Annotated in this window: 15 protein-coding genes; 14 read left to right on the plus strand and 1 reads right to left on the minus strand. The window is 67.4% G+C overall.

From position 1 onward, the window contains the following. Positions 1 to 11: 11 nt before the first annotated feature. Entirely contained in the window at positions 12 to 377 is a 366-nt protein-coding gene (locus ACFE86_RS00240) for a hypothetical protein (RefSeq protein WP_375453316.1), read from the minus strand. Positions 378 to 602: 225 nt separating this feature from the next. Between ACFE86_RS00240 and ACFE86_RS00245 the strand changes: the two genes are divergently transcribed. The 14 genes from ACFE86_RS00245 (at position 603) to ACFE86_RS00310 (ending at position 13116) form a co-directional block, all read left to right on the plus strand. Continuing rightward, the gene (locus ACFE86_RS00245; protein WP_375453317.1) at positions 603 to 1259 is read left to right on the plus strand and encodes a hypothetical protein; all 657 of its coding nucleotides are present in this window, start codon (positions 603 to 605) and stop codon (positions 1257 to 1259) included. Positions 1260 to 1269: 10 nt separating this feature from the next. After that, positions 1270 to 1704 (plus strand): hypothetical protein, encoded by a 435-nt coding sequence (locus tag ACFE86_RS00250; RefSeq protein WP_375453318.1) that lies wholly within the window; start codon positions 1270 to 1272, stop codon positions 1702 to 1704. A gap of 52 nt (positions 1705 to 1756) precedes the next feature. Then, complete coding sequence (sctI, locus tag ACFE86_RS00255) at positions 1757 to 2275, plus strand: type III secretion system inner rod subunit SctI (protein ID WP_375453319.1); 519 nt, start codon at positions 1757 to 1759, stop codon at positions 2273 to 2275. Next, positions 2272 to 3114 (plus strand): type III secretion system inner membrane ring lipoprotein SctJ, encoded by an 843-nt coding sequence (sctJ, locus tag ACFE86_RS00260; RefSeq protein ID WP_375453320.1) that lies wholly within the window; start codon positions 2272 to 2274, stop codon positions 3112 to 3114. Before sctI ends, sctJ begins: the two co-directional genes overlap by 4 nt. Beyond that, positions 3111 to 3851, plus strand: a complete 741-nt coding sequence (locus ACFE86_RS00265; protein ID WP_375453321.1) for a hypothetical protein — start codon at positions 3111 to 3113, stop codon at positions 3849 to 3851. Before sctJ ends, ACFE86_RS00265 begins: the two co-directional genes overlap by 4 nt. Beyond that, complete coding sequence (gene sctL / locus ACFE86_RS00270; protein WP_375453322.1) at positions 3830 to 4474, plus strand: type III secretion system stator protein SctL; 645 nt, start codon at positions 3830 to 3832, stop codon at positions 4472 to 4474. The genes ACFE86_RS00265 and sctL overlap by 22 nt, the downstream gene beginning before the upstream one ends. Continuing rightward, a complete protein-coding gene (gene sctN / locus ACFE86_RS00275; RefSeq protein WP_375453323.1) occupies positions 4471 to 5856 on the plus strand; it encodes a type III secretion system ATPase SctN in 1386 nt (461 codons plus the stop codon). Before sctL ends, sctN begins: the two co-directional genes overlap by 4 nt. A gap of 8 nt (positions 5857 to 5864) precedes the next feature. After that, on the plus strand, positions 5865 to 6332 hold the full coding sequence (locus tag ACFE86_RS00280) for a YscO family type III secretion system apparatus protein (RefSeq protein ID WP_375453324.1): 468 nt from the start codon (positions 5865 to 5867) through the stop codon (positions 6330 to 6332). Further along, a complete protein-coding gene (locus ACFE86_RS00285; RefSeq protein WP_375453325.1) occupies positions 6329 to 7141 on the plus strand; it encodes a hypothetical protein in 813 nt (270 codons plus the stop codon). Before ACFE86_RS00280 ends, ACFE86_RS00285 begins: the two co-directional genes overlap by 4 nt. A gap of 167 nt (positions 7142 to 7308) precedes the next feature. Then, positions 7309 to 8223: a FliM/FliN family flagellar motor switch protein gene (locus ACFE86_RS00290; protein ID WP_375453326.1), complete on the plus strand. Its 915-nt coding sequence runs from the start codon at positions 7309 to 7311 to the stop codon at positions 8221 to 8223. Positions 8224 to 8262: 39 nt separating this feature from the next. Then, positions 8263 to 8901, plus strand: a complete 639-nt coding sequence (gene sctR, locus ACFE86_RS00295; protein ID WP_375453356.1) for a type III secretion system export apparatus subunit SctR — start codon at positions 8263 to 8265, stop codon at positions 8899 to 8901. Between the two features lie 413 nt (positions 8902 to 9314). Further along, complete coding sequence (locus tag ACFE86_RS00300; RefSeq protein WP_375453327.1) at positions 9315 to 10235, plus strand: helix-turn-helix domain-containing protein; 921 nt, start codon at positions 9315 to 9317, stop codon at positions 10233 to 10235. A 747-nt stretch (positions 10236 to 10982) separates the two neighbouring features. Then, positions 10983 to 11987, plus strand: coding sequence for a helix-turn-helix domain-containing protein (locus ACFE86_RS00305; RefSeq protein ID WP_375453328.1), 1005 nt, complete (start codon positions 10983 to 10985; stop codon positions 11985 to 11987). Positions 11988 to 12093: 106 nt separating this feature from the next. After that, positions 12094 to 13116: an AraC family transcriptional regulator gene (locus ACFE86_RS00310; protein WP_375453329.1), complete on the plus strand. Its 1023-nt coding sequence runs from the start codon at positions 12094 to 12096 to the stop codon at positions 13114 to 13116. The last annotated feature ends 220 nt before the right edge of the window (positions 13117 to 13336 follow it).

The following is a 13336-nucleotide window of genomic DNA, read 5'->3' on the forward strand; positions in this document are numbered from 1 at the left end:
CGGCCCTTCGGTCACAGCCTGAGGCGGGTTCTGGCCCGGTGGCCGCGGTCGGCTTCCCCGGTCGCCCCCAAGGCCGCGGCGCTCCGGTGCGCCCGCGACAGCGCGTCGGCCCGTCGCCGCAGGGCGTCGAGGGCGGCGTCGAGGGCGTCCGGCTCCGTCGCGGTCGTCAGGTCGAGCAGGATAGCGCGGGCCTGCGGGTCCGCGCGCAGGGCCGGCAGGGCGGCGAGGCGGGCGAGGCCCTCCCGCACCGGCCCGAGCACCCCTGCCCAGTCCGGCGGCTCCGGCTGGGCGGCGAGCCATGCGTCGATCTCCGCCACGGCAGCGGCGGCGTCGGCCTCGTCCGGCGCGGAGGTCCATCGGATCGTCGGTCGTCTCACCGCTGCCAGAGTCCCCGCGCAAGCCCCGTACCCGAAGACGTGGAAGGTCCGTCCCTTCGGCCGGCCGGACACAACGGGTCCCGAGGCTAGGGCCGATTGCGGGGGGCGCCTGTCACATTCGGCACAGGTCCGGGAGTGCGGGATGTCTACCCTAAGGCACACGCGGATCGGGCCGACGCGACGGCCCCGCCGGGGCAGCGGGCGCAGGCGGAGGACGGGAGACGGATGCACGACGTGTTGGTGCTGCCCCAAGGCGGGATCGCGGGAGGGGCCGTGGCGGCCTTCCTCATTCCCGTCGCGGGTCGCCGGGACGTGGGGCACTGGATCGACGCGGCTTTCGAGGAGGCCGCGCGCCGAGCCGATTCGGGCGATCCGGCCGACGCGGCCGTCGCACGCCTGCTCGCCGCGCCCGGCGCGGACGCCGCGGACCGCGACGCCGCGGCCGGCCGCATCGCCGACCACCTCGAGGCCGACGCGGATCTCATCGCGGCGGGTCCTGCGGGCCGGGGCTGGGCCGGGGCGCTCTGGACGGTCGCCGCCGCCGCGGTCGCGGAGGGACGGCTGCGCGAGGCCCTGGCTCTGCTCGCGGCCCTCGTCGTCGCGCCGGCCGGGCGCGAGGAGGGGCTCCTGGGCCTCGCGGTCTGCGCCGCGCGCCTCAAACAGTATGAGGAGGCGCGCATCCTGGCGCTCGCGAGCCGCGCCTCCGGGCCGGGCCATCCCCGCGCGCTCTGCGTCGCGGGCCACTGCGCCCTGGAGCTCGGCGACCGGCGCGCGGCCCAATCCTACCTCGCCACCGCGGCGCGCATCGCCCGGCGGCGGATCGAGTTCCGCGAGGATCTGCGCCTCGCACAGCGGCTTCTCCTCCTGATGCACATCGCGTGAGGCCACCCCGGTGAGCATTCCGAACCTCGATCGGAGGTCCGAAGGGCAGGCCGACGCGCTCTCCGAGGCCGGCAGCCTGCTGGAGGCCGAGGACACGCGCCTCCTCGTCGACATCGGCTTCATGGCGCTCTCGCACGGCTTCGTCGCCTCCGCGGAGGAAGTCTTCCTCGGCGTGATCGCCGCCCGTCCGGCCCAGGAGGCGGGCCAGATCGGCATCGCGCTCGCCCGCCTTCATCGCGGCGCGGTCGACGACGCGGTGACGATCCTGCGCCGCCTGCCGCCGAGCGATGCCGCTCGCCTGTTCCTCGGGCTGGCGCTGAACCGCCAGGGCGATGCCGAGCAGGCGCAATCGATCCTCGGCGACGTCGCCGCCTCGGCAGGCGCTCCGTTTTCGCGGACCGCGCAGGACCTCCTCGAAGCCATGCGCGACAGGAGCGGCCGATGACGGCGCGCGCGGTACGCAGGGTGATTCAGAATTGTTCTAAGGAGTTGATGTCATGGCAACGTTGAGCTTGGCCGATCTGGCCGGCGCCCCGGGCGGGACCGTGCTGAACGAGGGTCTGCGCCCGGTTGCCGACGCCGCGCGCACGACGGCCTTCGAGGACGCGATGGGACGCACCGGCGCCGTGCCGACGCCGGTCGCCGATGCTGCCACGGCGCCCGCGGATCGGCCGAATTCCGTCGCGCGGCAGGAGGCGGTCGCGCGGCAGGAGGCGGTCGCCCCGACGGAGGGCTCCGCCGCCCGCGAGCGCGTCCGGCGCACCCTCGATCTCGAGGGCGTCGCGACGCGCCCGACCGAGGGTGACGCGATCCTCGGCGGCCTGCAGCGGCTGCGCGGCACCTTCGATGGGCGCCACAGCCGCATCGGCGCCCTGATGGAGGGCAACGCCGTCAACACCAACGCCCTCCTGGCCATGCAGATGGAGGTCGCGCAGTACACCCTGCTCGTGGACGTGTCCTCCAAGCTCACCGGCAAGGCGACCCAGTCCCTCGACACGCTGATGAAGGGCCAGTGACCGCAGACCGTCCCGGACAGGTCGGCAACGGGCTTCGGCGGGCCGCGCGCGGTCTCGCTCTGGCCGGCTGCCTGCTGCTCGCGGCCTGCAGCAGCGACCTCTACTCGAACCTGAGCGAGGTCGAGGCCAATCAGATGATGGCGGTGCTCATGTCGAACGGCATCAGCGCGACGAAAATTCAGAAGGGCAAGGACGGCTTCACGGTCAGCGTCGAGGACCGCGACATGCTGCGCTCGATCGCCCTGCTGAACGATCGCGGCTTCCCTAAGAACACCCGCGAGTCGATCGGCAAGGTGTTCCAGAAGTCCGGCATCATGTCCTCGCCCTTCGAGGAGCGCGTACGCTACATCTACGCGCTCGGCGAAGAGGTGGCGCAGACCTTGAGCCAGGTCGACGGCGTCGTCGCGGCCCGCGTGCACATCGTGCTGCCCGATGCGCCGCAGCTCGGCCAAGCGGTCAAGCCCTCCTCCGCCGCCGTGTTCATCAAGCACCAGCCGGGCGTCGACCTCGACTTCTTCGTGCCGCAGATCAGGCGCCTCGTCAGCAGCTCCATCGAGGGCCTGGAATACACCGCCGTGACCGTGGTCCTGGCGGAGGCCGCCGTCACCAAGACGGCGAGCAGCGTGCCCGTGAGCCCGACCGTGCAGGTGCTGCCGGGCCTGAGCGTGCGCGACACGGATACCGGCCGCTTCTGGCAGCTGGTCTACGGTGGCATCATCGTGATCGTGCTTTTGGTGGGCGGCCTCGTCGCCGCCCTGACGGTCATCCTGAAGTCGCGCCTCGGGCGCCGGCGGCGTGCGCCGGATTTCGCGGCGCTGCCGATGGTCGAACCGTCGTGAGCGCGGCCGTCATCCCGGTCCCGGCCGTCATCGAGGCGCGGTCGCTGAGGCTCGTCGGGGCGCTCGCCTCGGTGATCGCGCGCCCCCTCGACCACCTCGACCCGTCGGCCATCGGCCTCCCCCCCCTCTCCGGCGCCGACCTGTCGCGCCTGGCTGCGCACCCGGCCTTCCGGGCGCCGGTCAACCGCGCCCTGTCGCGGGACCTGCGCCTGGGCGAAGCGCCGCTCGACGCCGCCTTCGTCGCCCGGCTCGCCTCGAGCCCGCACCTGCGCCTCTCGGCCCTCGTCGCGACCCAGCCCCTGGCCCGCGTGCGGGAGGCCGCGTTGCTGCTCGCAGCCGCGATCCTGCACCGGCGCGTGATCGGCCTTGTGCTCCGGACGGACCGCGACCGGGTCCGCGTCGCGCTGGGCGAGGCCGGCTTCGTCGTCGCGGTGCAGGAAGCGCCGCTGCTGCACCCGCAGCTCGCCGAGCTCGACATCGGCGCGGCCGGGGCGACGGCCCTCGCCCCCGGCCTCGATCCGGAGGTCGCGCGCACGCGGCTCACCGGGGTGGGCCTACGCGCGCTCTCCCGCTTCGTCGCCGCCCAGGCCCCGGCCCTGAGGACGCTGTTCGAGCACCGCACCCCACCCCCTCCCAGCGGCAAAACCTCGGAGGGCGCCTTCTCCGAGGGCGCCTGCGAGCACGTCGTCAAGTTGGTGCGCCGGAGGATGGACGGGTGGACGGCTATTATCGGCTGAACGCGTTGGGCTACCGGCTCCCGAGCGGCAGTCACGTGCTGCCGCCGGAGGCGTTCGAGCCGGTGGCTGCCGCGACCGGCCTGCTGCGCGAGGCCGAGGATCGGGCCGCCGCCATCGTCGAAACCGCGCAGGAAGCCTACCGTCAGGAAAGTCTGCGCGGGTACAACGACGGCTTGGCCCGCGCCAAGCTCGACGCCGTCGAGCGTCTCCTTCATGAGAGCGCCGCGCTCGATGCGGGCCTGCGCGGCATGGAAGCCGAGCTTGGACGGATCGTCTCGGCCTGCCTGCGCAAGCTGGTGGCCGAGTTCGACGATCATGCCCGCGCCGAGGCGGTGGTGCGCGGGGCGCTGCGGCAGATGCGGCGCGAGCGGCGCTCGGAACTGCGCGTCTCCCCGGCGCAGTTCTCGGCCTTCAAGGCCTGCATCGGCCGGATCACCGCGGACTTCCCCGAGGTCGAGCTGGTCGACGTGATCGAGGACGCGGCCCTCGTCCCCCCCCAAATCGTGCTCGAATCGCGCATCGGCCGGGTCGAGGCCGACCTCGACGCGGCGTTGTGCGACTATGAGACCCTGATCCGCGGCGTCGTGGCCGAGGACGCCCGTGGGCGCGGGGCCGGGCCATGAGCCGCCTGGATCGGACCCTCGACGGCGAGGCGATCGAGCGCGAGCGCATCGTGCGCATCCGTGCCCGCCTGTCCTGCGCCCTTCCGGAGATCGCCGGCCGGGCCGCCGCCTTCACGCCCTACCCCCTCACCGGCCGGGTGCGGAAGGTCGTGGGGACCATCATCCACGCGAGCGTGGCGGACGTACAGGTCGGCGAGATCGTGGAACTGGTGACCCGGGCGACCGGTGCCCGCCTCTTCGCCGAGTGCGTCGGCTTCCTCGACGAGGAGGCTCTGCTCTCACCGATCGGGGAGACGCAAGGGGTCTCGCCTCGTACCGAGGTGCGCCGCACCGGCCGGGTGCAATCGGTGGCGGTCGGGCCACAACTGCTTGGCCGGGTGCTCGATGGGATGGGCGCCTTCATCGACGGCAAGGTGCTGCCCTTCACACCCGAGGCGCATTACCCCGTCTACCAGAGCCCGCCCGACCCGATGCGCCGCCGCGTGATCGACGCCCCCCTGCCCCTCGGCATCCGCGCGCTCGACGGGGTGCTGACCTGCGGCGAGGGCCAGCGCATGGGCATCTTCGCGGCGGCCGGAGGCGGCAAGTCGACCCTGCTCTCGATGCTGGTCAAGGGTGCCGAGGTCGACGTCACCGTGCTGGCGCTGATCGGCGAGCGCGGGCGCGAGGTCCGCGAGTTCATCGAGCACGACCTCGGACCGGAGGGGTTGGCGAAGTCGATCCTCGTGGTCGCCACCTCCGACCGCAGCTCGATGGAGCGCGCGAAGGCCGCCTTCGTCGCGACGGCGATCGCCGAGTACTTTCGCGATCAGGGCCGGAAAGTCCTGTTCCTGATGGATTCCGTGACGCGCTTTGCCCGGGCGCTGCGCGAGATCGGTCTGGCCGCGGGCGAGCCGCCGACCCGGCGCGGCTTTCCGCCCTCCGTCTTCGCCAACCTGCCCAAGCTGATGGAGCGTGTCGGCATGTCGGACCGCGGCTCGATCACGGCGCTCTACACCGTGCTGGTCGAGGGCGACGACATGAACGAGCCCGTGGCCGACGAGACCCGCTCGATCCTCGACGGCCACATCGTGCTCTCGCGCAAGCTCGCGGCCGCCAACCACTACCCCGCGATCGACGTGCTCGCCTCGAAGAGCCGCGTGATGAACGCCGTGGCCTCGCGCGAACACGTCGCAATGGCGGCCAGGATCAGCACCTGGCTCGCGGCTTATGCCGAGGTCGAGCTACTGATCAAGGTGGGCGAGTACAAGAAGGGATCCGACCCGGAATCCGATCTCGCAATCGCCAAGTATCGCCTGATCAACGCCTTCCTACAGCAGCGCACGGACGAGTTCGATGATTTCGAGACCATGCTCCAGAAGCTGCGGAGACTGACGCGATGATCGGCCAGATGACGGTCCTCCTGCGCCTCAAGCGGCTCAAGGAGGAGCAGGCGCTCCGTGCCGTCCAGGCCAAGCGCCGCGAGGTCGCCGAGGGCGAAGCCGCCCTCGGCGAGGCCCGCGCGATCGTGGTCGCGAGCGCTGCGACGCTGCCCGCGCGGGAGGACGCGATCTACCGAGCCATCCTCGGCACCGTCGTCGATCCCGACGCTCTCGACGACACCCGCGGGGCCGTGGTCGCCCTCCTGCAGGGCCATGCCCGCCTCGAAGACGCGGCGGCGCGCGCCGCCTACGTCCTGCGCCGCCTCGAGGGCGAGTTGGAGGAGGCTGTACTCGTCCACAGCAGGGCCACGCGGATGACGCAGAAGTACACCCTCGTGCGGGACGATCTCGTCGGAGCCGCCGCCGGCGCCGCCACGCTCGCGGAGGAGAACGAGGTCGACGAGATGTTCGGCAACCGCCGCCGGGAGGTCGCATGACGCGGATCGGTATCCCGGGTCAGGGTCCTGCGGGCCGCCCCCATCAGGCTCAAGAGGGCCGGAGTGCGAACGAGGCCGGCCGCGATCCCTTCCGGGACGCCGGGCGGGACCCGCGCCGCAATCCAGACAAGGACACGGCCGACCCGCGTCGGGACGCGTTCGGTCGGCGTGACGGAGGCGGCCTGCGCGGCGGGTCGCGCGGCCCGGCCCAGGGTGGACGCGATGGCGTGACGGATCCGGCGCAGGAGCGAGGCGCGCCCTTCAAGCGCCTGATCGAGGAGCGAACCCATGACCGGGATCATGGGGCTGAAGCGGATACGCGCGAGCAGCGCGGCGACGCTCGCATCCTCGCGGTCGCGGACATTCCGCCCGTCATGGTCTCCTCGGTGGTGAGTCAGCCCGCGGCGCCCTTTTTCCCCTCGCCTGGCGCGTCGCCGGCACTGCCCATGACCGACGGGCAGCGGATCGTCGCCGTGGCGGAGCGGATCGAGGAGGCCGTCCGCCTCGATCGCCTCGCGCAGGTTCAGGGCGGAGGCTCCTTCCGGATCGTCGGCGACGCCGCGGGCGGTCTGGAAGCCATCACCGTCGTCCTCACGCCGGTCAGCCTCGACGTCACCCTCACCCATAATTTCGACGCGCGACCTGAGACTCTCGCTCAGGCTGCCGCCCTGCTCGCAAGCCAACTCCAAGACCGCTTCACCACCCGCAGGGTCCGCATCCTGGAGGCGGTCCATGCGCACCGGCCGGACGCCGCTTCGCGGGACGGGCTCGCCGAGATTGGCCTCTTGCTCGGGCACCGATCCCAGTGAGCGCCGCACCTGTCGCCCTCTGGACACCGCCGAGCCTCCATCAGCCTCCGGAGGCGGGTGCATTCTGGAACGCCTTGACGAGTTGGCTTGGTCAGCGGCTGCCGCTGCGCGACCGGGCCTCGGCCGTCGTCGCGCTCGGAGAGGCTCCGACTCCGGAGGCACACGGCTTGAGCCTGCGCTTCGGCGTCGGGTCCGTGATGGTCGCGGTGCCGGTGGAGTTTCCGTTTGCCGCACTGCTGGGGACCGAGCTGTCCATCGCGGATCTCCCCCTACTGCCGGACGGTCTGCGGGACGCGGTGTGCGAGGGCGTGGTGACGACCTTGACGGCCCTGCTGCCGGAGCACGGGGCTGGCACGATCGGGATCATCGGCCGGGGACCGTGGCCGGACCTCACGTCGGCGGCCTCCCTGCGCTGGTTCCGCATCGTGATAAGCGGTCTTGCGGACGAGTCGGCCGTCGTCGACATCGGCACGACCCTGCCGACGCTCGCCCGGATCTTCGGGGATCCGGCCTACGGACCGCTGGCGCCACGCGCGGTCTGGCCAGGGCTCGGCATGCGCCTGACCCGCGACCTGTTCGTGACCCTCGGCCGCATCGACCTCTCCGTCTCAGCCCTGCGCGCATTGATGCCAGGCTCCGTGATCGTCCTCCCAGGGGGACTCGACGCGGACACGGCCCGGCTGCGGTCCGGAGACATGGTCTTCGATCTCCGGCGCGCCCAAGGCGGCTGGACCTGCCACGCGGTCGGCGTGGCCCGAACCCGATCCCCGTTCCGCACGGGCGGGCATATGAGCGAAGCTGCGATGAACCCGGACCCCAGCGACATGGCCGACGAAGCGACCGCGCGCCGCAATCTCGCGGATGTGCCCATCTGCATCGACCTCGATCTCGGTCATGTCACCGTCGCCCTGTCCGAAGTCGAGGCGTGGCAGGTCGGCAGCGTGGTCGCGCTTGATCCGACTCTGCCGCGGGAAGGCGTCGAGGTCGCGCTTCGCGCCAACGGCCGGATGATCGGGACGGGCGACCTCATCCGGATCGACGACCGCCTCGGTGTGCGGATCTCGCGCCTCGCCCTCGCCTGACGGCGGCCCTCCCGCAGCACGCACCGTGAATTTGCCGTGATCGATCCCCTGAACCTGATCTTCGTCCTGGCGGCCGCGGCCATCGTGCCCTTCCTGGCGGTGGTGGCGACGTCCTTCATCAAGCTGTCGGTGGTGTTCCTGCTGGTGCGCAACGCCCTCGGGGTTCAGCAGATTCCGCCGAACATGGCGCTGAACGCGCTCGCGATCATCCTGTCCGGGTACATCATGACCCCGGTGATCGTGCAGACCTTCGATATCTTGGAAGCTGGCAAATATACCTATACTAACGTCGAAGGCCTGAAGTCCGCCTATGAAGCGGGACGGGAGCCGCTGGCGAAATTCCTACAGAAACATGCGGCCGACCGCGAGCGGATGTTCTTCCTTGAAGCCGCCCGCAGCTTGTGGCCTCCGGAACTGTCGCAGCGCCTGAGCGCCGACAGCCTTGCCGTGGTACTGCCCGCCTTTACCGTCAGCCAGCTGCGCGAGGCCTTCGAGATCGGGTTCCTGCTCTACCTTCCCTTCATCGCCATCGATCTGATCGTGTCCAACATCCTGCTGGCGATGGGCATGATGATGGTGAGCCCCTTGACAATCTCGCTCCCGTTCAAGCTGTTCCTGTTCGTCATGGTCGACGGCTGGTCGCGCCTGATCCTGGGCTTGGTCAAGACCTATGTCTGAGCAGAACGCCCGACAATGCACGATATCGGAGTCGCCTCGTCCAGGTTCGGTACAGAGCCGGTGGTGTTGCCTCGGCCCGGGCGTGACATTTTCACACGCGGCTGGCGCAATGGACGCAATGTGATCCCATAGGTCTGCCGAAACGTCGTCAACGGGTGCGAGACATCGACGAAGTGCAGTCGATCAGTAAATATCTATTACAATAGCTGTGGAAAGTTTATAAGTATTTTCGGGACCGATGCCGTAAAAACATTCAGACATCTCATGATTTTCCAGTAAAAATAAATAATTCATAGATCATTTTTGACATATCCCTGGGATGAATGATGTCCAGTTTGCCTGTCCTACATTATAGCACTTCCGGACAGCCCGAGGAGCAGGCCTTCGAAACATGGCGCCGGCTCATGGCGCCTATGTACAATGTCACGCCGATCGATCAAACCGATTCGACTCCCGGCGGCGGTACCGTGGCTTACCGGCTCGGCGACATCCTCGCCAACCGGACGGTTTTCTCCGCGCAGCATGTCAGGCGCGATCGGAAATTGGTCGAGACCACGCCCGACCACTTCGTTTTTCAACTCTGGCGCACGGGCGGCTACCGCGGCGAGATCGCCGGTCAACCCGCTTCCTACGGAGCAGGCACAGTTGCCTTGGCAAATCGCCGCCGCGTGCTCGACGGCTATATCGCGTCTGCCGACACGACCGGCCTCGTCATTCCGCGCAGCCTGCTCGCCGGTATCGACATCGACGCCCTTGGAATTTGTCTGGACCCAGTGCGCAACAGGTTGCTCGCCGCACGCATCACGGCGCTCTATCGGCGTCTGCCGCGCACCAGCGTCTCGGAGGTCCCCGCGCTGACAGCCGAGTTGCTGGCATTCCTGAGACGCCTCCTCGACCGATCGCCGGCGGCCGACGTTCTGCATGGCGCCGAACTCGACGCCGGCCTATTCGCCCTGGCGGAGCGTGTCGTCCTGGCTGATCTCGGCGCGCCGGGTTTGTCGCCGCAGCGAATTGCTGACGCGTTGCGCGTGTCCCGCGCGACGCTCTACCGGGTTTTCGCGCCGCTCGGCGGCGTGATGCACTATGTCCAAGAGCAACGGCTCCTGACCGTGCGCGATGCTCTCACCGATCCCTTGGAAGCCCGGACACTGACACGGCTGGCGGCCGCGCACGGCTTTGGCAGCCTCAGCCTACTCAGCCGAAACTTTCGCGCTCGCTTCGGTACCTCTCCGCGAACATGGCGCGAGCATCACCGCACCCATGCAGAGGTGGCACGCCAGAGGGCACCAGAGCCGGTCTGGACTTGGTGGAACGGACTCGGGCGACAGTATTAACGCGCAGGTTTCCCATCGCGTCACCCGAAGTTACAGCGCCAGATCGAGAACCCAATTATAGAGATCTGCTCTCGCTTGAGCTTTGGATAAATTCAGGGCGGTGGAGCGGCCCGCCAATTTTTCCGTTCGGACATCGCGCGGGGTTAACCTCACACTTTAAACGCACTGAAGAGCACAGCCTCGGTAGATAGGCTGATCCAGAACCTAACCTTAACGCCAAGCAGACCGGCCATCGCTGCGTCGGAAGCGGAAAATTATGCTTCGACGCCGACAGGTCGTGCTCCGTCGACCGGCCTTGCTGAGAACGTGCATTGAGACGCACAGACAACATTTTCAGACCTCCGCCTAATTGTAAATGCCAATCCTTGGCGTAAAATATCCCAGAGAAGCAGGTTTGTTTGAGGGCCAAGCTGGGATGGAGAAGCCAGATCTAAATAAATCTATAAACTATGCCATTATTTGCCGCTTATTTCGTTGACATATATGTGTACTTAAGGTTTTTAAAATAATTAGCGAGCTCTATAGGATGCACAAATATGCTAAATATATAAAGCAAGAATTTTTCTATATTGAAATACGATGACTGTTACATAATATAATTGTCTAATTTGCTTCAAATACGCCGATTTAGACCGGCGAGGCGGAAAAGGCAGATGCTTGCATAAATCCTTCGCCTGCTCCGACTTGGCGACCCAAGTGTGGCGTCGTCGCTCCCGGTCCTCTGCCTACTGATCGCGAGGAATGCTTGTGGCAAGTCTGCCGGTAACCCTGTTCGATGCGAGCTGCCTTGCTGCCAGGACCAATCCCTCTGCGTGGCAAGCCGTGTTCCCGCATCTTGAGATCGTGCGGGGGCAGGAAGGTATAGAGACCGATCTTGAGGAGCGGGTCGCGATCTGGCGGCTCAGCGACATGGTCGTAACGCAAGCAAGTTTGTCAGCCGTAGAGTTTCGGCGTTCGCCGGCCCGCATCCGGGCCGATGAACGCGACGCATTCGATTTCGCGTTTGTGGTGAAAGGCTCCTGGGAAGGACGTGCTGGCGAGAGCGAAGTCTCCGTCGGCCCGGGCAAAGTCGTCGCCCTCGACCTGAGCCGACCGTACGCTTTCGCGACCACCGCGACCGAATGCGTTGTCGTAAGCGTTGCGCGCGCTGCCCTGCTCGATGCCGTGAGCACGGAGGTCAGTCTGCACGGGCACGTCTTTGGTGGTGCCGGCGGCGCACTGCTCATCGATCACTGCCTCTCCCTCGCCCGGCACATAGGCAGAGTCCAGGTGGCGGAGGTGCAGGCGGTACGGGCCGGCATGCTCGCTCAGATGGTCGCCGCCGTGACGCTGATGGCACCCACAGAGGACGCCAAACCAAGCGTGCTCAAGATGCGGCACACGGTGAGGCGGTACATCGACCAGCATCTTGCCGACGAGGATCTGTGTCCCGATGACATCGTGCGAGCACTCGGGATCTCGCGCTCGACAATCTATCGCAGCTTCAAATCCAGCGGCGGCATCGATGCCTTCATCCAGGGCCGCCGTCTGCGGGCCCTTCATGCCCTCCTGATGGTGCCTGGAGAGGGGCGCAGCATCGGTGAATTGGCGCAGACCTTCGGCTTCACGCGGCCCTCGCATCTGGCGACCGCCTTCCGCCGTACCTTCGGATACAGCCCGGGCCAGCTTCGATCCTCGGCATCTCCGCGTTCCGGCGGCATCACGTCGTCGAGCGGTGTGCGGCCCACCGGGAAGGCTGAACTTCAGCCGTGAATCGGACAGATGGGCTCGATTGTACCTTGGATAGCGCAGGTCGAAATCATCATCCTGATGTGGGTCGGACAGTGACGCAAAAAGGCAAAGTCTTGAGCGGTTGAGTATGGATTTCATACCGTCGATTCATTTGGAAGTGCGGAATATTCAGTCTGGAACAGGCCTCCAGGTACTTCAGAGGACACTCCCGCACTATAACCTATCGCCAGCCTTCGGTACGACAGACACGGCGTTCGCGGGCCGCTTCAGCGCATGGTTCCTCGGCGACCTGATCCTTCTGAAATCGAGCCTCCCCGCATTCAAACTGGCACGCACATCGGTACGGATCCAAGACGACGGGATCGATGCCTACAGCCTCATCGTACTGCCGCGAGGCTCGCGGATCGGCCGTGCGGAGCACCGCGATGAGACAATCGGGTCGCGACAGCTGGCTTGCCTGGATCTGAGCAGACCGTTCGAGGCCGAAGTCAGCGCCTGCGATGCCATCCAGCTATTCATCGGGCGGACAACGCTCCAGAGCGCCGTGCGCACGGATTTCGACGTCGCAGCGACCGTCCTCGAAGGTACCACGGCAGACCTCCTGACAGATTATCTGCTCGCGCTCAGCCGGCACGTCGACGCGGTACGCATCGATGAAGCCGACCCGTTGTGCAAGGCGACGATCGCGCAGATCGCCGCTGCCATCGATCTCATCCCATCGCCGGAGAGGATCATCGGGCGCACGCCGGGCATCCGTATCGTCGTGCAGCGCTTCATCGATCGGAACCTAACGGATGTAGACTTGTCGCCCGACCAGATCAGCAATCATCTCGGCGTCCCGCGCTCGACGCTCTATCGCAGCTTCGAGGCTTACGGAGGCATAGCCGCCTACATTCAGCGGCGTCGCCTTCAGGCGGTTCGCGCCCTGCTGCTGCACCCGGACGAGGAGCGCAGCATCGGCGAACTCGCCGAAACTTTCGGTTTCTCGCGCGCGTCCCACTTCACGACAGCATTCCGGCGCGCGTTCGGCTGTACGCCGCGGCACCTGCGCTCGAACAAGGGCAGGCTGTTTCGCGCCAGAAGCACACGCGACCCCGCAGAGGCACCAGCCGTATTCCGAGGCTGGATCGAGGAGATCAGGCTGCGGTGAAGCAAAGCCTTCGGACAGGAGAGGATCATCGGGATGCAAGGCCGGCACGCGCCTTGGCAGCGACCGATGTTGCTGATGAGACACACACTTTCGAACTGGGACATGCAGAAAAGTATTGGGACGCTGGGAGAAGCGTCCGTCTCGCTCTTCGGTATTATCGGCTTATACCAAGTCCAATGGGTTATCACCCATGAGGTCCGGCGGACGACCGCCACCCCGC

This window comes from uncultured Methylobacterium sp., from assembly GCF_964244095.1.
Taxonomy (GTDB): Bacteria; Pseudomonadota; Alphaproteobacteria; order Rhizobiales; family Beijerinckiaceae; genus Methylobacterium.

Coding starts and splice junctions, on each gene's coding strand:
- ACFE86_RS00310 (WP_375453329.1), top strand. CDS start 12,094: ATGGATTTCATACCGTCGATTCATTTGGAAGTGCGGAATATTCAGTCT.
- ACFE86_RS00245 (WP_375453317.1), top strand. CDS start 603: ATGCACGACGTGTTGGTGCTGCCCCAAGGCGGGATCGCGGGAGGGGCC.
- sctN (WP_375453323.1), top strand. CDS start 4,471: ATGAGCCGCCTGGATCGGACCCTCGACGGCGAGGCGATCGAGCGCGAG.
- ACFE86_RS00280 (WP_375453324.1), top strand. CDS start 5,865: ATGACGGTCCTCCTGCGCCTCAAGCGGCTCAAGGAGGAGCAGGCGCTC.
- sctI (WP_375453319.1), top strand. CDS start 1,757: ATGGCAACGTTGAGCTTGGCCGATCTGGCCGGCGCCCCGGGCGGGACC.
- ACFE86_RS00300 (WP_375453327.1), top strand. CDS start 9,315: ATGTACAATGTCACGCCGATCGATCAAACCGATTCGACTCCCGGCGGC.
- ACFE86_RS00285 (WP_375453325.1), top strand. CDS start 6,329: ATGACGCGGATCGGTATCCCGGGTCAGGGTCCTGCGGGCCGCCCCCAT.